The sequence below is a fragment of the Rathayibacter sp. VKM Ac-2760 genome, assembly GCF_009834185.1.
Lineage (GTDB): Bacteria > Actinomycetota > Actinomycetes > Actinomycetales > Microbacteriaceae > Rathayibacter.
Genome location: NZ_CP047173.1, coordinates 3,022,294 through 3,043,500 on the forward strand (window position 1 = coordinate 3,022,294; position 21,207 = coordinate 3,043,500).

Consider the following 21,207-nt stretch of genomic DNA (forward strand, 5'->3'; position numbering starts at 1 on the left):
CGGGCTCCTCGCCGCTACTGCGCGGAGTCGGGGAACAGCCCCTCGTGCACGAGGGAGCGCACGACGTCGTAATCCGGGTCGCGGTCGACGTCGACGGCCGGCGGGATCAGCTCGACGGTGCCGAGCGGCTGGCTCTTCGTCTTCAGCCCGAGCTGGACGAAGTAGCCGAGCATCCCCTGCGGCACGTCGGTCTTGATCACCTGGGAGCCCGCCGCAGCGACGTCCTGGAACTTCGAGAGGACGTTGCCGGGCTCGAACTGCTCGAGCAGCGCCGCCTGCACCTGGCGCTGGCGCGCCATCCGGTCGTAGTCGCTCGTCGTGTAGCGCGAGCGGGCGTAGGCGAGCGCCTGCTCGCCGTTGAAGTGCCACGGGCCGGGGTCGATCCACTGGTTGACGCCCTGCATGACGCCGTCCGAGTCCGGCAGGCCGCCGAGCGGCAGCGGCTCGGTGCCCTGGTAGTCGATGTCGATGCCGCCGAGCGAGTCGATCAGCTCGGCGAAGCCCTGCATGTCGATCAGCGCGTAGTACTGGATCGGCAGGCCGAGCATCCCCTCGACCGCGTCGCGGGTCGCCTCGATGCCGGGCTCGCTGCCCTCGGCGATCGCGTCCGGGTAGAGCTCGGGGTGCTTGAGCTCGACCTCGGTGTAGATCGAGTTCAGCTTGCAGACGTCGACGGCGCAGTTCTTCGTCGTGTAGCCGTCGGGGTACAGCTCGTGCATCGGGCTGTCCTCGGGGAACGGGATGTTGACGAACTCGCGCGAGACTCCGATCGTCGTCGCCGCTCCGGTCGACGCGTCGATGCTGACGACGGAGATGCTGTCGGGCCGCAGGCCGTCGCGGTCCTCGCCCGCGTCGCCGCCGAGCAGCATGATGTTGTACCGCCCGTCGATCGGCTGCTCGATCGCGCCGCCGCCGAAGATCGAGGAGAGCGTGCCGCGGGTGACCCCGACGAGGTAGGTGCCGTAGGCGGTCGAGCCGACCGACACCGCCATCAGCGCGATCGTCGCGAAGGCGAGGACGCCGCGCATCCGCGGCCGCGCCCGCACCAGCCGGATCAGCCGGAGCGTGTCGAGCGTGAGCACGAGCCAGACGACGCCGTAGATCACGAGCGCCGCCTGCAGCGCGAGCATCGAGAGATCGAAGGTCGCGAGCGTGTAGAGCCCGGTGGGGAAGACGAAGTAGAGGATCACCGCGACCAGCAGCGCCGTCCAGAGCCCGAGTGTGAAGCCGAGTCCGAGCCGGCCGAGCCTGCGGTTGCCCGCGAGCACCTGCGCCGAGCCTGGCACCAGCAGATTGCCGATCAGCAGCCACCAGGCGCGCCGGGTCATGAAGGTGCTCGAGCGGACGTCCGGGTGCCGCAGCGGCAGCGTCATCGCCGTCACAGGCCGGCCACCAGGGCCTCGTTCTTGGCCGCGACCTGCGCCTCCAGGTCGGCCGCGAAGGCGTCGAGGCGCGCGGAGAGGGCGTCGTCGCCGATCGCGAGCATCTTCACCGCGAGCAGTCCGGCGTTGCGGGCGCCGCCGATCGAGACGGTCGCGACGGGGACGCCGGCCGGCATCTGCACGATCGAGAGCAGGGAGTCGAGTCCGTCCAGGCGCGCGAGCGGCACCGGCACGCCGACGACCGGGAGCGAGGTGACCGCGGCCAGCATCCCGGGGAGGTGCGCGGCGCCGCCGGCGCCCGCGATGACGACGCGGAGGCCGCGCGCCCGAGCGCCGCGACCGTAGTCGATCATCGCCTGGGGAGTGCGGTGCGCCGAGACCACGCGGACCTCGTGGGCGATCCCGAACTCGGCGAGGGTCGTCGAGGCGGCCTGCATCACCGACCAGTCGGAGTCGGAGCCCATGACGACGCCGACGAGCGGAGACGGCCCGTTGACGAGCGCGTCGGCGCTCACAGGGCGGATCCGGCAGGGGTCGCTGAGGTCATGTGGCGGGTCACGGCGACCATCGTACGTCTCAGTCCGTGAGAACGGCGGCCGCGGCACGCGCCTCGTAGACGACCGTCTCGAGCTCGTCCCCGGTGGCGTTGACGTGCCCGACCTTGCGGCCGGGGCGCGGCTCCTTGCCGTAGTTGTGCACCTTGACCGCCGGGTGCGCCGCGAGCACGAGCGGGTAGCGATCGGTGAGCGACTCCCCCACGGGCCCGCCCAGGACGTTCACCATCACGGTCCACGGGTCGCGGCAGCCGGTCGCGCCCAGCGGCAGGTCGAGCACCGCGCGCAGGTGCTGCTCGAACTGCGAGGTGGTGGAGCCGTCCATCGTCCAGTGCCCGCTGTTGTGCGGCCGCATCGCCAGCTCGTTGACGAGGACGCGGTCGTCCGTCGTCTCGAACAGCTCGACGGCGAGCACCCCGGTGACGCCGAGGCTCTCGGCGATCGTCTCGGCGATGTCGGCCGCCGCGGCCGCGAGCCGGCCGGCCGAGGCGGGGGCGGGCGCGAGCACCTCGGCGCAGACGCCGTCGCGCTGGATCGACTCGACGACGGGCCAGAGGATGCTCTCGCCGGAGGGGCGGCGGGCCACCAGCTGGGCGAGCTCGCGGCGGAAGTCGACGAGCTCCTCGACGAGGAGCGCTCCCCCGCGGCCGCCCTCGGCGAGCGCCGCGAACCAGTCGTCCGCCTCGTGCGCGCCGCGGACGACGCGGACGCCCTTGCCGTCGTAGCCGCCGCGCGCGGTCTTGACCACCGCGCGGCCGCCGTGCTCGGCGAGGAACGCGGCCAGCTCGTCGGCGGAGGAGACCGCGGCCCAGTCCGGCACGGGGACGCCGAGCTCGGTGAGGCGCTGCCGCATCATCAGCTTGTCCTGCGCGTAGAGGAGGGCGTCGGGGCCCGGGTGCACGGCCACGCCCTCGGCCACGAGGCGGCGGAGGATCGGCTGCGGCACGTGCTCGTGGTCGAAGGTGACGACGTCGACGGTCCGCGCGAAGGCGAGCACCGTCTCCTCGTCGCGGTAGTCGCCGACGACGGTCGCCGCGAGGCCCGCCGGGGCGCCCTCGGTCTCGGCGAGGACCGCGATGCCGAGGCCCAGCTCGACCGCCGCGGGGATCATCATCCGGGCGAGCTGGCCGCCACCGATCACTCCGACGCGCATGGCGCTCCTCCTGGTTCCGCCCGCGGGCGCGGGGCGGCTCCATGCTACCGACGGCTCAGAGCGGAGGCAGGTCCGGCGCCAGGGGCAGCGGCGCCGCCGCGATCGCCTCGCGCAGCAGCTCCGCGACGAGCTCGGGGTCGTCCACGTCGCGCAGCACGAACAGCTCGGCGCCGCCCTGCTCCAGGCGCACGTCGCCGCAGCGGGCGAGGCGCTGGCCGGGGCTGCGCGAGACGCTCACCGCCATCCGCGGGTCGAAGGTCACCTCGGCGCGGCGCACGGAGAGGACTCCGCGCCGGGCGTGCAGTCCGCGCCGGGTGATCCGGTAGCGGATGCTCGCCCAGCCCGCGAGGCCGGGGACGCAGAGCAGGAGGACGAGCACGGTCGTGCCCAGCGCGATGATCCAGCGCTGCAGCTCGAGCTCGAACTGCGCCGCGAAGTAGAAGCCCGCCCAGGTGAGCAGGAGGAAGCCGACGACCGGGCCGAACGCGCGCCGGGCACGCGGCGTGAGCCGGGCGAGCTCGTCGTCGGCGCTCACTGGCGGAGGTGGGTGACGTCGCCCGCCGAGAACGAGCGCCGGGCGCCGCCCTGCTCCAGCACGAGAGCGCCGTCCGCGTCGAGCGCGACCGCGGTGCCCTCCTCGACCGACCCGCCGGGCAGCTCGACCCGGACCCGGCGGCCGAGCGTGCCGCAGTGCGCGCGGACGACGGCGGCCGTGCCCGCGGACTCGGCGTCGCCGAGGGCGAGCAGCGGCGCGAGCAGCGCCGAGAACTCGGTGAGGAACGCGGCGAGCACGGCGTCGGCGCCCGTCGTCGTCGCGCCGGCGAGGGCGAGCGAGGTCGCGGTGGGCACCGGCAGCTCCTCCTCGCTCAGCAGGAGGTTGATCCCGGTGCCGACGATCACGCGACCGTCGGGGAGGCGCTCGGCGAGGATCCCCGCCGCCTTGCGTCCGCCGAGCAGCACGTCGTTCGGCCACTTGACCTCGACGGCGCCGGCCACCAGCGGGGAGAGCGCTCGGGCGAGGGCCGCGCCCGCGAGCAGCGGCAGCCAGCCGACGGCCGGCGCCGGCAGCGACGCCGCGTCGACGAGCGTGGACGCCGCGAGCGTCCGCCAGGCGGGGCCTGCCAGACCCGGCCGAGCCGGCCCCGGCCGGCCCGCTGGTCGTCCGTCGCGACGACCGAGAGGTGCGGCCAGGCGGCCGGCTCGGCGGCGGCGCGGTCGCGGAGCTCGTCGTTCGTCGAGCCGGCGCTCTCGAGCCAGAGGACCTGCGGCGACACGGAGCGGGAGAGCGGGAGCTGCATGCGGCCACGCTACCCGCGGCCCCCGCGAGAAGACCCGGGGGCGGGCGACCCGTCTTGTGCGGATCCTCCTGGCGCCGGCATCGGCTCCTGTGCGCCTGCGACAACGGAGGGGTCCTGCCCCGCCGATAGGGTGGGCGAGTGACCGCGAACATCGAACGTCCCGCGCCCGATCTCTTCACGACCGCGGGGAAGATCGCGGATCTGAAGGCCCGCTACCACGAGGCGGTCACCGCGAGCGGCGAGGCCGCCATCGAGAAGCAGCACGCCAAGGGCAAGATGACCGCTCGCGAGCGGATCGACACCCTGCTCGACCCCGGCTCCTTCGTCGAGCTGGACGAGTTCGTCCGCCACCGCACCCACGCCTTCGGCATGGAGAAGAAGCGGCCCTACGGCGACGCCGTCGTGACCGGCACCGGCACCATCCACGGCCGACAGGTCGCCGTCTACTCGCAGGACTTCACGATCTTCGGCGGCTCGCTCGGCGAGGTCGCGGGCGAGAAGATCATCAAGGTGATGGACCTGGCGCTGAAGACCGGCGTCCCCATCATCGGCATCCTCGACTCCGGCGGAGCGCGGATCCAGGAGGGCGTCGTCGCCCTCGGCAAGTACGGCGAGATCTTCCGCCGGAACACCGCGGCGAGCGGCGTCATCCCGCAGATCTCGATCATCTGCGGCCCGGCGGCCGGTGGAGCGGTCTACTCCCCCGCCCTCACCGACTTCGTGATCATGGTCGACAAGACCAGCCAGATGTTCGTCACCGGCCCCGACGTGATCAAGACCGTCACCGGCGAGGACGTCGGCATGGAGGAGCTCGGCGGCGCGCTCACCCACAACAAGATCTCCGGCGTCTCGCACTACCTCGCGAGCGACGAGAACGACGCGCTCGACTACGCGCGCACCCTGCTGTCCTTCCTCCCGGACAACAACCTCTCCCCCGCGCCGGTGTTCGACACCGAGGTCGACCTCGAGACCACGGACTCCGACCGCTTCCTCGACACGGTCATCCCCGACAGCCCGAACCAGCCGTACGACATGCGCGCCGTGATCGAGCACATCGTCGACGAGGGCGACTTCCTCGAGGTGCAGCCGCTCTTCGCGCCCAACATCGTGATCGGCTTCGGCCGGGTCGAGGGCCGCTCCGTCGGCATCATCGCCAACCAGCCCAGCGCGATGGCGGGCACCCTCAACATCGAGGCGGGCGAGAAGGCCTCGCGCTTCGTCCGCTTCTGCGACGCGTTCTCGCTGCCGATCCTCACCCTGGTCGATGTCCCCGGCTACCTGCCCGGCACCGACCAGGAGTGGACGGGCGTCATCCGCCGCGGCGCGAAGCTGCTCTACGCCTACGCGGAGGCGACCGTGCCGCTGGTCACCGTCATCCTGCGCAAGGCCTACGGCGGCGCGTACATCGTGATGGGCTCGAAGCAGCTCGGGGCCGACATCAACCTCGCCTGGCCGACCGCCGAGATCGCGGTGATGGGCGGCCAGGGCGCGGTCAACATCCTCTATCGCAACGAGATCCGGAAGGCGGAGGAGGCGGGCGAGGACGTCGCCGCCGTTCGCACCCGGCTCGCGAACGAGTACACCTACAACGTGGCGAGCCCGTTCCTGGCCGCCGAGCGCGGCGAGCTGGACGGCGTCATCGAGCCGTCCGCGACGCGGGTGTCGGTCGTCAAGGCGCTGCGGGCGCTGCGGACCAAGCGCGCGAACCTGCCGGCCAAGAAGCACGGCAACATCCCGCTCTGAGCGGCGATCAGCCGGCGGTCGGCTGCTTCTCGGCCGGCGCCGGCCGCTCGGCCGTCGGCTGCGCGGCGGCGGGCTGCTGCCTCCCCGCGGGCGGCGCGGGCTTCTCCACAGGCGGCGCCTTCTCCTCGGGCTTCGCCCCCAGCGCCCGGGCGAAGGCGAGCGCCTCGCGCGGCGACACGTCCGGCAGGTAGGCGCGGCCGATCGCCGCGCCGATCCGCGGCAGCTGCAGGGCGTCGGGGTAGGCCATCCAGAGCCCCTCGTAGCGCGGGTGGAACTTGGCCTTGAAGCGGAACAGCGAGGTGAAGCCGTAGGCCGGCTCGAGCGTGCGCGCCAGGAACTCGAGCAGCCCCGAGAGCGCGGTCGGCTCCGGCGGCTCCTGCCCCTCCGGCACGGGAGCCGTCGCGAGCGGCGCGCCGGAGAGCGAGACGAACTCCGCCCCCTGCTCCTGCGCGCGCAGGGCCGCCGAGGCGATCAGGAACTCCATGATCCCGGGCATCGCGTCGTCCGAGCGCCGCATGAAGTCGAGCGTCCAGCCGACGATCCGGTCGTCGCGGTGCACCGGGAGCCAGCTGGTGATCCCCTGCAGCACCCCGTCCGGCCCGACCGCGAGCAGCAGCGCGACGTCGGGGTCGCGCGCCTCGTCGATCCCGCCGAGGGTGAAGCCCATCTCGGGCAGCGCCTTCTCGGACACCCACTTCTCCGACAGATTGACGATCTGGTTCGCCATTCCGAGCGACAGCTGCGGCCAGGTCGTCCAGACCGGCTCGATGCCGAGCTTGATGGCGCGGGTCAGCGGGTAGCGCACCTTCTGCCAGCGCTTGCCCGTCAGCTCGAAGGCGCCGAGCTCGATGATCGTCTCCTCGCCCACCGAGAGGCGCGACCAGCCGAGATCGTCGAACACGGGCAGCAGCTCGTCGTGCACGCTGTAGAAGACCGGCGTCCAGCTGCGCTCGTCGCAGAAGCGGACGAAGCCGGCGACGACGTCGGCGCGGCGCTCGGGTGCGCAGGCCGGGTCGGAGAGCGTGATCGCGACGCCGCCGACGACGCGGTAGGCGACGCCGCCCTCGCCGTCGGGGGCGATCCAGTGCTCGTTGCCCTGCCAGGTGCCCTGGTGGCCCAGGCTGCCCGCTCCGTGGCGCACCAGCAGGCGGCGGTAGACCGCCTCGTCGCCGCGGACGCCCTGCAGATCGGTCGCCCGGAGCAACGCGATCACCGCGACGACGACGAGCAGCCAGAAGACCGGCCCGACCCACTCGAAGACGACCCGCGCGATCGGCTCGCGCGGCACCGCCAGCAGGCCGTGCCCGCCGAGGAAGCCGGCCGGCACGAAGCGCAGCAGCCCGTCCAGGAGCAGCCGGCCGATGCCGAGCACCGGCTCGAAGCTGGTCCGAGTGGCGGCGGAGAGCGCGAGGTAGCCGCCGAGCGAGACGACGAAGCCGATCCCGACCGCGAGCGACCAGCGGCGGGTGGACGCCTCGGGTGCGCGGATCCGGAAGTGACGGCTGCTCGCCGCCAGCAGCGCGACGACGGCGACCGGCACGATCACCGTCGTCGCCACCCAGAGCAGGTACTCGGCGTAGTACTGGAAGTCCGGGTGCCGGGCGGCGCGCTGCAGCAGGACGACGTTGAGCACCGCGATCGCGGCGTTCACGCCGATCGCGAGCAGCAGGCCCAGGCGGCGGCCGGACCGCAGCCCGTACGCGGCGACCAGCAGCAGGATCATCGGCACGAAGGTGAGCAGGATCGGCCCCGGCGAGACGAGCGCCAGCCGCACGTGATGGGCGCAGTGCCGGATCGCTCCGCCGCACGGGTCCTCGAGGTCGTCGGCGCCGGTGAACGCGCTCTGCAGCAGCCGCCCGAGGAAGGAGAAGGGGCCGTAGCCCGAGTCCGAGAGCACCGCGACGAGTGGGCCGATGGCGGTGACGGCGACGACCGCCGCGAGCAGCGCGCGCGACTCGCGGTGCGAGCTGGGTGCCGGCCGCTGCGGCCGCAGCCCCTCCGCGCCGTGCGCCATCACCGCGCCGATCGCCAGGCCCGCCACTCCCGCGATCAGCCGGTAGACGTCCGCCGAGTCGCCCGCGTAGAGGACGAACATCAGCACGACCGCGAAGACCGTCACCCGCAGGCGCCGCCGCCAGAGTCCGCCCATGAAGGCGGTCGCGGCCAGCAGCGCACCGACGGCCCCGATCAGCGGATCGAAGGTGCGGTCGCCGACGGTGTCGCCCGCCCACCACTCGCCGAGGGAGGCGCCGACGCTCTGCAGGCTCGTGCCGAGCGCCGTGCCGAGCGCCCCGGTGAGGAGGAAGGCGACGACGAGGCGCCGCGAGCCGAGTCGGCGCTCAGCGGCCATCAGCAGGGGCAGGAGGAGCAGCACGGCGAGCAGGAGGGTCGGCGGTCCGGAGGCGATCAGCAGCGAGGTCAGCGCGGCCCAGGGGCGGCCCGACAGGATCGTGCCCGCGCTCGCCGCCCACCAGGACTCGGTCTGCTCGCTCGCCTGGCCGACGAGGGTGCCGGTCACGGCGCTCGCGAGGACGACCACCAGCGTGGTCGCGAAGGCCGCTGGCGAGGAGCGCACCACTGCGACGACGCGACGGAGCGCGGTGCTGCCGCGCCCGGCGCTCGCCGGGCCTGCGCTGTCGCCGGGGCCCGCACTGCCTGTGGAGCCTGCACTGTCTCCGCGACCTGCGCCGCCTCGCCTCGGGAACCACGACGGCATGCGAGACCACTCCTGTTCGGCGACGGTGAGGGCGTCGCTCCGGCGGCGTCCGGCGTCAGCATAGTCACCGCCGCGTGCCGCGGGCCGGGAACGGCATGCGGTACCGTCGCGGCATGACCGCTCCCGATTCCGCCCCCGCCGTCGTCATCGCCACCCCGGGTCTCGACGCCCGCGAGATCGCCGCGGTGACGGCCGTCGTGACCGCGCTGGCGGCGCAGTCGCAGCCCGTCGCGGAGGTGCCGGTCGTGCTCAGCGGAGGGTGGAGCGACCGCGCCGCGGCCGTCCGCTCCCCGCTCCGGCCGGCGCCCGGCGCCTGGCGCTCGTTCTCCGGCTGAGGACCTTCGGAGGAGGTTCCGGCTCCGATCCCGGGCAAGCGTCGCGCAGAACGTGAATTTTGTCCCCCGATTAGTCCCCTAAAGTGCCGACTACCTGCCCTTCGCCGTCCCGGACATGATTATCCGTGTTAGGTGTTCACTCCTCGGAGGGGGCATCGCCAATCACTCGCCGACCAGGGTAAGCAGGCGGGTGTTTTGGGGGCGAGTGAGGGTGACATTCGGGTTGTCACCCTCACTCGGGGTTTGACGGCGGGCTGGGCCCCCTCTTCGGAGGAGCGGACAGCCCGCCGCACTCTTTTAACCGGTGCCGCTCGGACCGGTGCCGCACGAGTCGGTGCCGCGCCGGCCGGTGCCGCGCCGCCGAGCGCGACTCGCGGGTCCGCTCAGTCCTCGGAGCCGCGCGGCTCGTCGCGGCGGATCTCGACCCACGCGTCGACCTCGTCGCCCGCGTCGTCCGAGCCGAGCGCCCCGGCACTGCCGTCGCCGGCGGTCCGCAGCCCCACGACCGTCACCGCGGACGGCGAATCGGCCGAGGCGGTGCGGACGACCACGCGGTCGACGCCCTCGCCGATCCCGCCGAGGGCGTGGGCCAGCTCGCTCAGAACGCGCCGGCTCTCCTCCTCCGAGGTCCGGTCGAGCCCGCCGTCGTCGAGCACCGAGACCGTCACTCCGCGGCGTCGCGCATCGAGCACCAGCCGGCGGACGTCGTCGTCGAGCAGCCGCCGCCCCCGGATCTCGTCGCGGACGGACGCCTCGAGCAGCCCGCACTCGCGGCGCTCCTCGTCGGTGAGGCCCCGGGCGCTCGTCGCGATGCGCAGCAGCATGTCGGAGGCGATGGCGCGGGTCTGCTCGAGCCGCACCTCGCGCTCGGTGAGGTGCGCCTCCTCCGCCGCCCGCCACGAGGCCGCGGCCCGCTCGGCGGCCTCGAGCACGCGCGCCTCGGAGCCGGCGCGGCCGAGCTCGATGATCAGGAGCTGGGCGATGCCCACCCAGGCGATGCTGCCGACCACGCCGAGGGTGGCGAGGGCGACCGGACCCGCCCAGACGATCGTGTGCACGATCAGGAAGGCGACCCCGGCCCACGCCGCCAGCGGGCGCTGCCGAGCGCAGACGATCGTCATCAGCGTGCCGACCGCCGCGATGTACCAGGTGGAGTAGCCGTTCGAGGCGCCGGGATCCAGCGACGGCGCGACCAGCAGCGGCAGCGCCACGGCGATCACCGTCACCGCCGCGGCGACCACGGGGTGCATGCGCGTCGCCCTGCCCGGTCGCAGTGCCACGACGGTGGCGGCGATGTAGAGCACGACGGCGATCAGGTCGGCGGGGGTCGCGGGCGCGGAGCGGTACGAGAAGAAGGCGAGGACGACGTGGTACACCGAGAACCCCGCGCCCAGCGCGTACAGGAGCGGCCGCGGATACGCGATCACGAGCGGCTCCCCCCGCGGGCCGGCCAGGCGACGACGACCCGCGTCCCCTCGCCCGGGACGGTGTCGACCCGCGCCGAGCCCTCTGCGCGGTGCACGCGCTCCACGATCGAGAGCCGGATGCCCAGGCGCTCCCGCGGGACGTCGGCCAGGAGGAAGCCGCGGCCGTCGTCCTCGACGACCACCTCGATGGAGCAGGCGGCGATCCTGCCGCGGACGGTGCGGCGGACCGAGTCGCTCGGTCCGGCGTGCTGGACGCTGTTGGTCAGGGCCTGCCAGACCGCGCCGAGCACCGCCTCGGCGACCGGGCGCGGCATCGTCGTGGTCCGCGGATCGGCCGCCGGGTCGACGACGACCTCGCAGTCGGCGACGAAGGTCGACGCGGCGTGGGCGAGCTGGCGCTCGAGCAGCTCGAGCGGCACCTCCCCCACGGCGAGCTCGGACTCGTCGTCGGGCAGCAGCACCGCGAGCGTCTGCCGCGCCATCGAGGAGACGAGCGCCCGCTCGGCCGGCGACTCGGCCGTCGCCGCCGCGAGCAGCGTGGCGAGCACGTTGTCGTGCACGAGCGCGTCGACCTCGACCCGCTCCACCTCGCCGGCGTGCTGGCGCATCGCCGCCTCGTACTCGTCCATCGCGGTCTTCTGCGCGCGGTCCACGGCGTCCGCCGACTGCCGGAGCACCGCGATCAGCACCAGCATCACGAAGCCGACGATCCCGACGTACACGGCGTCGAGCACGGCGCGGGTCGGCGAGGCCCCGCCGCCCGAGGGCAGCACCCGCAGGACGCCGAAGAGGGCGGTGGTGACGAAGGCGTAGGCGATGGCGAGGCGCAGCGGCGCGACGATCGTGCAGAAGGCGGTGCCGATGGTGAGGAGGTACCAGATCCACGGCGTCTCCTGCGCGACGGCGTCGGGACGGATCGACAGCGGCCAGGTGAGCAGCGCGAGCAGGAGCGAGGCGGCCACGACGGCTCCGCTCGTCTGCGTGCCGCGGCGCAGCATCGCCGTCACCACCGACGCGGCCAGCGCCCCGAAGACGACGGCGAGGACGGGCCAGGCGACCTCCGGCCGCAGCACCGGCAGCTGGCCGAGGATCGGCGGGACGGTCTGCAGGGCGAAGCCGAAGCCGAAGAACGAGACGACGGTGCTGATGATCCGGTCGATGCGCTCGCGGTTCGCCGGTGCGCGCGCGGGCACGACCTCAGCGGGAGGCATCGCCGTCGTCCGGATCGATGCCCGGGAGGATGCCGTCCTCGACGGCGCGGCGCAGCAGATCGACCTTCGTCGGGGCCGGGCGGCCGATCTCGACGTACTTGTCCCGGATCCGGTCGAGGTACTCCTTCGCCGTGGAGACCGAGATCTGCAGCCGGTCGGCGACGAGCTTCAGCGGCAGCCCGGAGGCGTAGAGGTGCAGGACGTCGCGCTCGCGGCGGCCGAGCACGGCCCGCGCGAAGTCGTCGTCCGCGTCGATCGCCGAGGCCCACTCGAGGTTGTTCAGCACCTCGCCGCGCGCGACGGTGCGGATCGCCGCGATGACGGTCGACATCGGCGAGGACTTGGGGATGACTCCGGCAGCACCCGCGGCGAGCGCCTCGCGCACCGCGACGACGCGGTCGGCGATGCTGTGGACGAGGACGGCGGAGCCGCGCACCTGGCCCCACTTCACGTTCGCGGTGATGCTCGAGCCGTCGTTGAGCGAGAGGTCGAGCACGAGCACCTCGATCTCGGTCCCGCCGACCACCAGCTCGAGCGCCCGCACCGTCTCGGCCGCGGCGACGACCTGCATCCCCGCGCTCTCGATGGCGGCGGCGACGCCCAGGCGGACCGACTCGTGGTCGTCGACGATCGCCACGCGCACCCTCGGGGACCCGGCGGACTCAGCGATCATCGGTGGACTCCATCGGGCTCATGCTAGCGACGCGCGGCTCAGCCGGCGCGGCGCACGAGGCGCGCGACGGCCTCCACGTGCGAGGTGTGCGGGAAGAGGTCGAAGCCGTCGAGCCGCTCGAGCTCGTAGCCGCCGGCGGAGAGGGCGCCGACGTCGCGGGCGAGCGCGACCGGATCGCAGGCGACGTAGACGAGCTGCGCGGGCGCCAGCTCGATCAGCGCGTCGGTGACGGCGCGACCCGCTCCGGCCCGCGGCGGGTCGAGGACGACCGTCGCGGCCCGCCAGCGCGCTCGCTCGCGGGCGTCGGCCTGGGCGAGCGCGTCGCGGAGGTAGCGGTCGACCCGGGCGGTCACGGCGCGCGCGCCGGCCTGGTCGGCGAGGTTCTCCAGGGCGTGCTCGGTGGCGCGGGAGTCGCTCTCGACGCTGGTGACGCGGACTCCGGCGCCGAGGTGGTCGGCGAGAGCGGCGGCGAGCAGCCCGACGCCGCCGTAGAGGTCGTGGTTCGCGGCGCGGACATCGGCGAGCGCGGGGTCGACGGCGGCCTGGACGGCGTCGAAGAGGGTGGCGGCGGCTCCGCGGTGCACCTGCCAGAAGCCGGAGCGGTCGACGCGGAAGGTGCGATCGGCGACGAACTCGGAGACGACCGTGCGGTCCCTCCTGGCGCGCTTGTCCGAGGGGTCGTGCACGAGCACGGCCGCGCCCTCGGAGCCGGCGGCGTCGACGAGGTCGACGACCGAGCCGGGCGCGAGGCGCTGGTCGAGCGGGGCGGCGGCCGAGGAGGCGGCGGTCGCGAGCGGCAGGTCGTCGACGGTGACGACGTGGTGGCTGCGCGCCGCGTAGGGCCCGACCCGGCCCGAGTCGTCCACGTGCAGGCGATTGCGGGTGCGCCGGCGGAGCCCGTCGTCCTCGTCGTCGCCCGCGACCGGCGCGACCACCACGTCGACCTCGCGGCGGGCGAAGCGGGAGAAGGAGTCGATCAGCACGGCGCGCTTGAGCTCGCGCTGGTACGCGAGTGCGGCGTGGCCGAACTCGGCGCCGCCGACCCGGTCCTCCGGCCGCCGGTCGATGCTCGCCTGCGCCCAGACGTGCGGGACGCGGTGCGGCGAGGCCTCGAGGACCTCGAGCGCCTCGCCGCGCCAGAAGCTGTCGTGCCGGACCTCGCTGATCCGCGCGCGGATCCGCTCGCCTGGGAGCACGTCCGGGACGAAGACGACGCGGCCATCGTGCCGGGCGACGAAGACGCCGCCGTGGGCGACGTTGCTAATGTCGAGCTCGATCTCGGTCCCGAGTGCTCCGTCGGCCCCCGCGGCTCGGTCGGACGCGCGGGGCGGAGTCTGTGCCATCCGTCGAGCATCCCACAGCGTGGGCCCGGCCGCAGGGAGCCCTCGTGCGCCTCTATCTCGCCTCCACCTCCCCCGCTCGGCTCGCGCTGCTGCGGGCCACCGGGATCGAGCCCGTCGTCGTGCCGTCCGAGGTCGACGAGCCCGCCGCCGTCGCCCGGGCCGAGCAGGAGCGCGGCGCGCCGCTGGACGCGGACGCGACCGTGGCACTGCTGGCCCGGGCCAAGGCGACGGCGGTCCTCGGTCCGGAGGTCGACGGTCTCGTCCTCGGCGGCGACTCCGCGTTCGTGCTCGACGGCGTCGTGCACGGCAAGCCGCACGAGCCCGAGCGCGCCCGGGAGCGCTGGCGGGCGCAGCGCGGGCGCACCGGGCGCCTGCACTCCGGGCACTGGCTGATCGACCACCGCGGCGGGCGGATCGTGGCCGAGACCGGGACGGTCACCTCCGCCGCCGTCTCGTTCGCGGCGGACATCGACGACGACGAGATCGACGCCTACGTCGCCACCGGAGAACCGCTCGAGGTCGCGGGCGCCTTCACGATCGACGGGCGCGGGGCCGGCTTCATCACGGCGATCGAGGGCGACCCGTCCACCGTGATCGGGATGTCGGTCCCGGCGCTGCGCTCGCTCGTGCGCGAGCTCGGGGTCGCCTGGCCGTCGCTCTGGAACCGCTGACCCAGATCTCCGTCGCTTGTGCGGAACCGACGAAGGGGCCGTGCTTCTTTGTGGTGAGCCGCGCCGGGCATCCGCGGGGCGCCCTCTAGGGTTGGGGACCATGCCAGGTATCACGAAGGTGCTCATCGCCAACCGAGGCGAGATCGCCGTCCGCGTCGTCCGGGCCGCCCGCGACAGCGGCATCGCCTCCGTCGCCGTCTACGCCGACCAGGACCGCGACGCCGTGCACAGCCGCCTCGCGGACGAGGCCTACGCGCTCGGCGGCACCACCAGCGCCGAGACCTACCTCGTCATCGAGAAGCTGCTCTCGATCGCCCGCCGCTCCGGCGCCGACGCCGTGCACCCCGGCTACGGCTTCCTCGCCGAGAACGCCGACTTCGCCCGCGCCGTCATCGACGCCGGGCTGGTCTGGATCGGCCCGTCGCCCGAGGCCATCGAGCGCCTCGGCGACAAGGTCTCGGCCCGCCACGTGGCCGAGAAGGTGGGAGCGCCGCTCGCCCCCGGCACCCTGAACCCCGTCTCGGGCGCCGCCGAGGTGCTCGAGTTCGTCGACCAGTTCGGCCTCCCCGTCGCCATCAAGGCCGCGTTCGGCGGCGGCGGCCGCGGGCTGAAGGTCGCCCGCGAGCGCGACGAGGTCGAGGAGATGTTCGCCTCCGCCACCCGCGAGGCGATCGCCGCCTTCGGCCGCGGCGAGTGCTTCGTCGAGAAGTACCTCGACCAGCCGCGCCACGTCGAGACCCAGTGCCTCGCCGACTCCGCCGGGAACGTCGTCGTCGTCTCCACCCGCGACTGCTCGCTGCAGCGCCGCCACCAGAAGCTGGTCGAGGAGGCGCCCGCGCCGTTCCTCACCGACGAGCAGAACACCGAGCTGTACCGCGCCTCGAAGGCGATCCTGCGCGAGGTCGGCTACGTCGGCGCCGGCACCTGCGAGTTCCTGATCGGCAAGGACGGCACCGTCTCCTTCCTCGAGGTGAACACCCGCCTCCAGGTCGAGCACCCCGTCTCGGAGGAGGTCACGGGCATCGACCTCGTCCGCGAGCAGTTCCGCCTCGCCGAGGGCGGCCTGCTCGACTACGAGGACCCGCAGCCGCGCGGCCACTCCTTCGAGTTCCGCATCAACGGCGAGGACGCCGGCCGCGGCTTCCTGCCCGCCCCCGGCCCCGTGCACGTCTTCAAGGCGCCCGGCGGACCCGGCGTCCGCGTCGACTCCGGCGTCGTCGCCGGCGACGTGATCTCGGGCTCGTTCGACTCCCTCCTGGCCAAGCTGATCGTCACCGGCGCCACCCGCGCCGAGGCACTCGAGCGCTCCCGCCGCGCCCTCGCCGAGTTCGAGGTCACCGGCCTGCCCACCGTGCTGCCGTTCCACCGCGCCATCGTCGACGACCCGGCCTTCGCCCCCGCCGGCGACGAGCCGTTCTCGATCTACACCCGCTGGATCGAGACCGAGTTCGACAACACCATCGAGGCGTGGAGCGGCGAGCCCGGCGCGATCGACGGACCGGCCGCGCGCCAGAGCGTCGTCGTCGAGGTCGACGGCCGCCGCGTCGAGGTCACCCTGCCCGGCGACCTCGTCGGCTCCGGCCCCGCGCGCGGGCCCGCCGCCGCCGCCCCCAAGCGCCGCGGCTCCGCCTCCGTCAGCACCGTCACCGGCGACTCCGTCACCGCGCCGATGCAGGCGACCATCGTCAAGGTCGCCGTCGCCGAGGGCGACACCGTCGTCACCGGCGACCTCGTCGTCGTCCTCGAGGCGATGAAGATGGAGCAGCCCCTCACCGCCCACAAGGACGGCGTCGTCCGCTCCCTCAACGCGGAGGCCGGCACCACCGTGTCCTCGGGGCACGTCTTGTTGTCCATCTCCTGAGCCGCTCCCTGCGCGGCTCAGCGCGGTCGGCTCGTTCGCGTGGTGCGTTCCGCAGAGCGGGTCGCGTCGCGCGGCCTCGAAACGCTGACACGCGTTTCTCGGTCTCGCGCTCTTCCTGAAGCTTCTCGTGGTCGAGCAAGCCTCCTTCATGCTGGTCGAGTAGCCGCGCAGCGGCGTATCGAGACCCTCGCTCACTCAGCAGTGCGGTCAGACGCCGCTCCCACCACCACCGCTGAAGCCGCGCCTCGGGCGGAGCCGGATCTCGATACGCGCGCTCCGCGCGCTACTCGATCGGCAAGAAGCGAGACCCACCCCGCTCGGCAGACCCGCTCGACGAGCACAACATCAGCCACGAAAAGCCCTCATCGCCCATCGGCGATGACACCGCACCACAGCTGACACTGCGCCTCGGGCAGCGCCGGATCTCGATACGCGCGCTCCGCGCGCTACTCGATCGGCAGGAGGCGAGACCCGCCCTGCTCGGCAGACGCGCTCGACGAGCACATCATCAGCCAGGAGCCGCCCTCATCGCCCATCGGCGATGGGACCGCACCACAGCTGACGCTGCGCGCCGGGCGGCGCCGGATCTCGATACGCGCGCTCCGCGCGCTACTCGATCGGCAGGAAGCGAGGCGGGCGGAGCGCCGCGACCGAGAAACGCGTGCCAGCGTTTCTCGGCAGCGCGACGGGACCCGCTCTACGGAACGCGCCCCGTCGCGAAGCCGACTGCGCTGAGCCGCGCGGGGAGCGGCTCAGAGGACGGCGCGCACATCGTCGGCGTCAGCCGACGATGTGCATGGCGCGCGCCGCCTCCGAGATGGAGCCGGTGAGGCTCGGGTAGACGGTGAAGGCGCGGGCGACCTGGTCGACGGTGAGGCGGTGCTCGACGGCGAGGGCGAGGGGGAAGATGAGCTCGCTGGCCTTGGGGGCGACGATGACGCCGCCGATGACGGTGCCGGAGCCGGTGCGGGCGAAGACCTTCACGAAGCCGTCGCGGATGCCCATCATCTTGGCGCGCGGGTTGGCGGCGAGGGGGAGCTTGTAGATCTCGCCCTGGGCGATGCCCTCCTCGATCTCCTTCTGGCTCCAGCCGACGGTGGCGATCTCGGGCTGGGTGAAGATGTTCGCGGCGACGTTGCGCACCTCGGTGGGGTTCACCGCGTCGCCCATGGCGTGGAAGACGCCGGTGCGGCCCTGCATGGCGGCGACGGAGGCGAGCGGCAGGAAGGTGGTGCAGTCGCCGGCCGCGTAGATGGAGGGCACGCTCGTGCGGGCGACGCGGTTGACGCGGATGTGGCCCGACTCGGTGAGCTGCACGCCCGCCTCCTCGAGGCCGATGCCGGCGGTGTTCGGGATCGAGCCGACGGCCATCAGGCAGTGCGAGCCCTCGACGATGCGGCCGTCGGAGAGCACGGCGCGGACGCCCTTCTCGGTGCGCTCGACGCGGTCGGCGCGCGACTTGGAGAGCACGACCATGCCGTTGCGCTTGAAGACGTTCTCGATGACGGCGGCGGCGTCCGCGTCCTCGCCGGGGAGCACCTGGTCGCGGGAGGAGATCAGCGTGACCCGTGCGCCGAGGGCGCGGTAGGCGGAGGCGAACTCGGCTCCGGTGACGCCGGAGCCGACGACGATCAGGTGCTCGGGCACGGTCTTGAGGTTGTAGAGCTGGGTCCAGCTCATGATCCGCTCGCCGTCGGGGACGGCGGAGGGGAGGATGCGCGGGCTCGCGCCGACGGAGACGACGAGGGTGTCGGCCTCGATCCGGTCGAAGTCCATGCCCTCGTCGCCGGGGGCGGTCGCGACGATGAGCGCGTTCGAGCCGTCGAGCCGCCCGTCGCCCTGCACGATGCGGACGCCGTGGTGCACGAGGTTCGCGCGCATGTCCTCGGACTGCTGGCGGGCGAGCCCGAGCAGGCGCTTGTTGACCGTGGCGAGGTTGACCGCGACCTCCGGGCGGACCGGCTTGTTGGTCTGCTCCGAGCGGGTGAAGAACTGCACGCCCAGGTCGGCGGCCTCGCCGATCGCGTTGGTGGCCTCGGCGGTCGCGATCAGCGACTTTGACGGGACGACGTCGGTGATGACGGCCGATCCGCCCACTCCGACGCGCTCGACCAGGGTGACCTCGGCACCCAGCTGGGCTCCGGCGAGGGCGGCCTCGTAGCCGCCGGGCCCCCCGCCGAGGACGGCGATCCGCTGCGTGCGCTCGAACTCGTAAGGCATGCCTCCCATTGTCCTCCCGCGCTGGGAGTTCGCCCAATCGACGGGGGTGCAGGGAGGCTCGGCAGCCCGGCCACGCCCGCCCGCGCCGCGTGGATAGGGTGGGGGAATGGCTGACCAGACCCCGAATCCCCTCGACTCCGCCGACGCCGATCCGTTCGCGATCGCCGCCGAGGCCGCCGCGCAGATCGCCGAGGCGACCGGCGTCGAGAAGCACGACATCGCGCTCACCCTCGGCAGCGGCTGGGGCCGGGCCGCGGACGCGATCGGCGAGACGACGGCGACCGTCGACGCGACGGAGATCGTCGGCTTCACGAGATCGGCCGTGCACGGGCACGGCGGCAGCCTCCGCTCGGTGCTGCTGCCGACCGGCAAGCGCGCGCTGATCATCGGCGCCCGCACCCACTACTACGAGGGCTACGGCGTGCGCCGGGTCGTGCACAGCGTGCGCACCGCGGCGGCGGCGGGTGCGTCGGTGATGATCCTCACCAACGGTGCCGGCGGCATCAAGGAGCACTGGACCCCCGGCACCCCCGTGCTGATCAGCGACCACATCAACCTCACCGCCGACTCGCCGCTCGAGGGCGCGACCTTCATCGACCTCACCGACCTCTACTCCGCTCGCCTGCGCGCCCTCGCCCGCGAGACCCGGGCCGACCTGGACGACGGCGTCTACGTGCAGTTCCGCGGTCCGCACTACGAGAGCCCGGCCGAGGTGCAGATGGCGCGGATCATCGGCGGCCACATCGTCGGCATGTCCACCGCGCTCGAGGCGATCGCGGCGCGCGAGGCCGGCATGGAGGTGCTGGGCATGTCGCTGATCACGAACCTGGCGGCGGGCATCCAGAAGACGCCGCTGAGCCACGAGGAGGTCCTCGAGGCCGGGCGGAACGCGGAGGACGACCTCGCGCGCCTGCTCGCCGGCATCACGGGCACGCTGTGACGGCGGACGTCCGCGCGCGGGCCGAGGACTGGCTCGCGCAGGACCCCGACGCCGAGACCCGGCAGGAGCTGGTCGACCTGCTGACCGCCGACGCGGCGGGCGATCCGGCCGCCGCGGCCGAGCTGGAGGACCGCTTCCGCGAGCGCCTCGCCTTCGGCACCGCGGGCCTGCGCGGCGCGATCGCCGCCGGCTCCAACCGGATGAACCGCGTGCTGGTCTCGCAGGCGGCCGTCGGCCTCGCCGACCACCTGCTCGCGCAGGGCCTCGAGCGCCCCGTGATCGTGATCGGCTACGACGGGCGGAAGAACTCGCGCGTCTTCGCCGAGGACTCGGCCGCCCTGATGGCGGGCGCGGGCGCCGACGCGGTCCTCCTCCCCCGCCTGCTGCCCACTCCCGTGCTCGCCTTCGCCGTGCGCCACCTCGGCGCCGACGCCGGCGTGATGGTGACGGCGAGCCACAACCCGCCGCAGGACAACGGCTACAAGGTCTACCTCGGCGGCGAGGACGACGGCTCGCAGATCGTGCCGCCGGTCGACTCCACGATCGCCGAGCGGATCCTCGCGGTCGCGACGACGCGGCGGGTCACCGAGCTGCCGCGCGGGGAGTACCGCCTCGCCGAGGAGTCGGTCGTCGACGCGTACATCGCGGCGACGGCGGCCGTCGGCCGGCAGTCGGAGCCGCTGCGCGTCGTCTACACGGCGATGCACGGCGTGGGCTGGGAGACGGCGCACCGCGTGCTCTCGGCCGCCGGCTTCGATGAGCCGGCCGTGGTGGTCGAGCAGATCGATCCCGATCCCGCGTTCCCGACGGTCGCGTTCCCGAATCCGGAGGAGGCGGGCGCACTCGATCTCGCCTTCGCCACGGCCCGCTCGGGGCGCGCGCAGCTGATCGTCGCCAACGACCCGGACGCGGACCGCTTCGCCGCGGCGATCCCGGACGCGTCCACCGAGGACGGCTTCCGGCGCCTGTCCGGCAACGAGGTGGGCGCCCTGCTCGGCTGGCGCGCCGCCGAGCGCGCTCGCACCGAGGGCCGCGTCGGCGGAGCGCTCGCCTGCTCGATCGTCTCCTCCCCCGGCCTCGGTGCGGTCGCCCGCGACTACGGGCTGGACTTCGCCGAGACGCTCACCGGCTTCAAGTGGATCTCGCGCGTCCCCGATCTCGTCTTCGGCTACGAGGAGGCGCTCGGCTACCTGGTGAACCCCGAGACGGTCCGCGACAAGGACGGCATCTCGGCCGCGCTCGCGTTCCTCGACCTGGCCTCGTCGCTCGCCGCCGAGGGCCGGAGCATCGCGGACGAGCTCGACGCCTTCGCCGAGCGCTTCGGGCTGTTCGGCTCGGAGCAGATCTCGCTGCGGGTGACCGACCTCTCCGAGATCGGCCGGATCATGGCGGGGCTGCGCCGCACGCCGCCGGCGACGATCGGCGGGCTCGCCGTCGAGCGCACGGAGGACCTGCTCGCCGCGGGCGGCGCGCTCCCGCCGACCGACGCGCTGCGCTTCTCCCTCGACGGAGCGCGGCTGATCGCCCGCCCGAGCGGCACCGAGCCGAAGGTGAAGCTGTACCTGGACGCGTGGTCGCACGAGCCGGAGGCGGCCACCCGCCGGACCGACGTGCAGCGGCGGCTCGACGCGCTGCGCACCGGGGCCGCGGCGCTGCTCGCCTGACGGTCGGGCCGCACCG

The 21,207-nt window shown here is 73.6% G+C and carries 17 protein-coding genes; 6 read left to right on the forward strand and 11 right to left on the reverse strand.

Going from position 1 to position 21,207, the window contains the following annotated elements:
* Positions 1 to 14: 14 nt before the first annotated feature.
* The 5 genes from GSU72_RS13685 to GSU72_RS21630 all read right to left on the reverse strand — a co-directional run bounded on the left by GSU72_RS13685 (position 15) and on the right by GSU72_RS21630 (position 4,085).
* Complete coding sequence (locus GSU72_RS13685; RefSeq protein WP_159985560.1) at positions 15 to 1,373, reverse strand: LCP family protein; 1,359 nt, start codon at positions 1,371 to 1,373, stop codon at positions 15 to 17.
* A gap of 5 nt (positions 1,374 to 1,378) precedes the next feature.
* Positions 1,379 to 1,846 carry a 5-(carboxyamino)imidazole ribonucleotide mutase gene (gene purE / locus GSU72_RS13690; protein WP_159986835.1) on the reverse strand — a complete coding sequence of 156 codons (468 nt, stop codon included), beginning with the start codon at positions 1,844 to 1,846 and terminating at the stop codon, positions 1,379 to 1,381.
* A 112-nt stretch (positions 1,847 to 1,958) separates the two neighbouring features.
* The gene (locus GSU72_RS13695; RefSeq protein WP_159985561.1) at positions 1,959 to 3,089 is read right to left on the reverse strand and encodes a 5-(carboxyamino)imidazole ribonucleotide synthase; all 1,131 of its coding nucleotides are present in this window, start codon (positions 3,087 to 3,089) and stop codon (positions 1,959 to 1,961) included.
* A 55-nt stretch (positions 3,090 to 3,144) separates the two neighbouring features.
* Positions 3,145 to 3,624, reverse strand: coding sequence for a PH domain-containing protein (locus GSU72_RS13700; RefSeq protein ID WP_159985562.1), 480 nt, complete (start codon positions 3,622 to 3,624; stop codon positions 3,145 to 3,147).
* A complete protein-coding gene (locus GSU72_RS21630; RefSeq protein ID WP_244255822.1) occupies positions 3,621 to 4,085 on the reverse strand; it encodes a hypothetical protein in 465 nt (154 codons plus the stop codon). The genes GSU72_RS13700 and GSU72_RS21630 overlap by 4 nt, the downstream gene beginning before the upstream one ends.
* 440 nt (positions 4,086 to 4,525) lie before the next feature.
* Here GSU72_RS21630 and GSU72_RS13710 point away from each other — a divergent pair, with 440 nt between their 5' ends.
* A complete protein-coding gene (locus GSU72_RS13710) occupies positions 4,526 to 6,130 on the forward strand; it encodes an acyl-CoA carboxylase subunit beta (RefSeq protein ID WP_244255823.1) in 1,605 nt (534 codons plus the stop codon).
* Between the two features lie 7 nt (positions 6,131 to 6,137).
* On the opposite strand, the gene GSU72_RS13715 is transcribed toward GSU72_RS13710, so the two are convergent.
* Entirely contained in the window at positions 6,138 to 8,708 is a 2,571-nt protein-coding gene (locus GSU72_RS13715) for a DUF2156 domain-containing protein (protein ID WP_159985563.1), read from the reverse strand.
* Positions 8,709 to 8,959: 251 nt separating this feature from the next.
* Between GSU72_RS13715 and GSU72_RS13720 the strand changes: the two genes are divergently transcribed.
* Positions 8,960 to 9,181, forward strand: coding sequence for an acyl-CoA carboxylase subunit epsilon (locus GSU72_RS13720; RefSeq protein WP_159985564.1), 222 nt, complete (start codon positions 8,960 to 8,962; stop codon positions 9,179 to 9,181).
* Positions 9,182 to 9,564: 383 nt separating this feature from the next.
* Here GSU72_RS13720 and GSU72_RS13725 read toward each other — a convergent pair whose 3' ends face one another.
* Genes GSU72_RS13725 through GSU72_RS13740 form a run of 4 tightly spaced genes read right to left on the reverse strand, consistent with a single transcriptional unit; the run spans position 9,565 to position 13,835 of the window.
* The gene (locus GSU72_RS13725; protein ID WP_159985565.1) at positions 9,565 to 10,608 is read right to left on the reverse strand and encodes a hypothetical protein; all 1,044 of its coding nucleotides are present in this window, start codon (positions 10,606 to 10,608) and stop codon (positions 9,565 to 9,567) included.
* Positions 10,605 to 11,819 (reverse strand): ATP-binding protein, encoded by a 1,215-nt coding sequence (locus GSU72_RS13730; protein WP_159985566.1) that lies wholly within the window; start codon positions 11,817 to 11,819, stop codon positions 10,605 to 10,607. Before GSU72_RS13730 ends, GSU72_RS13725 begins: the two co-directional genes overlap by 4 nt.
* The gene (locus GSU72_RS13735) at positions 11,806 to 12,492 is read right to left on the reverse strand and encodes a response regulator transcription factor (protein ID WP_159985567.1); all 687 of its coding nucleotides are present in this window, start codon (positions 12,490 to 12,492) and stop codon (positions 11,806 to 11,808) included. Before GSU72_RS13735 ends, GSU72_RS13730 begins: the two co-directional genes overlap by 14 nt.
* A gap of 38 nt (positions 12,493 to 12,530) precedes the next feature.
* Positions 12,531 to 13,835, reverse strand: coding sequence for a TRAM domain-containing protein (locus GSU72_RS13740; RefSeq protein WP_159985568.1), 1,305 nt, complete (start codon positions 13,833 to 13,835; stop codon positions 12,531 to 12,533).
* 44 nt (positions 13,836 to 13,879) lie between these two features.
* Here GSU72_RS13740 and GSU72_RS13745 point away from each other — a divergent pair, with 44 nt between their 5' ends.
* Both GSU72_RS13745 and GSU72_RS13750 read left to right on the forward strand, forming a co-directional pair.
* Positions 13,880 to 14,506 (forward strand): Maf family nucleotide pyrophosphatase, encoded by a 627-nt coding sequence (locus tag GSU72_RS13745; protein WP_159985569.1) that lies wholly within the window; start codon positions 13,880 to 13,882, stop codon positions 14,504 to 14,506.
* Positions 14,507 to 14,606: 100 nt separating this feature from the next.
* On the forward strand, positions 14,607 to 16,367 hold the full coding sequence (locus GSU72_RS13750; RefSeq protein ID WP_159985570.1) for a biotin carboxylase N-terminal domain-containing protein: 1,761 nt from the start codon (positions 14,607 to 14,609) through the stop codon (positions 16,365 to 16,367).
* Between the two features lie 780 nt (positions 16,368 to 17,147).
* On the opposite strand, the gene GSU72_RS13755 is transcribed toward GSU72_RS13750, so the two are convergent.
* Complete coding sequence (locus tag GSU72_RS13755; protein WP_159985571.1) at positions 17,148 to 18,587, reverse strand: NAD(P)H-quinone dehydrogenase; 1,440 nt, start codon at positions 18,585 to 18,587, stop codon at positions 17,148 to 17,150.
* Positions 18,588 to 18,693: 106 nt separating this feature from the next.
* On the opposite strand from GSU72_RS13755, the gene GSU72_RS13760 reads away from it, so the two are divergent.
* Together GSU72_RS13760 and GSU72_RS13765 are read left to right on the forward strand one after the other, a co-directional pair.
* On the forward strand, positions 18,694 to 19,527 hold the full coding sequence (locus GSU72_RS13760; RefSeq protein ID WP_159985572.1) for a purine-nucleoside phosphorylase: 834 nt from the start codon (positions 18,694 to 18,696) through the stop codon (positions 19,525 to 19,527).
* Positions 19,524 to 21,191, forward strand: a complete 1,668-nt coding sequence (locus GSU72_RS13765) for a phospho-sugar mutase (RefSeq protein WP_159985573.1) — start codon at positions 19,524 to 19,526, stop codon at positions 21,189 to 21,191. The genes GSU72_RS13760 and GSU72_RS13765 overlap by 4 nt, the downstream gene beginning before the upstream one ends.
* The last annotated feature ends 16 nt before the right edge of the window (positions 21,192 to 21,207 follow it).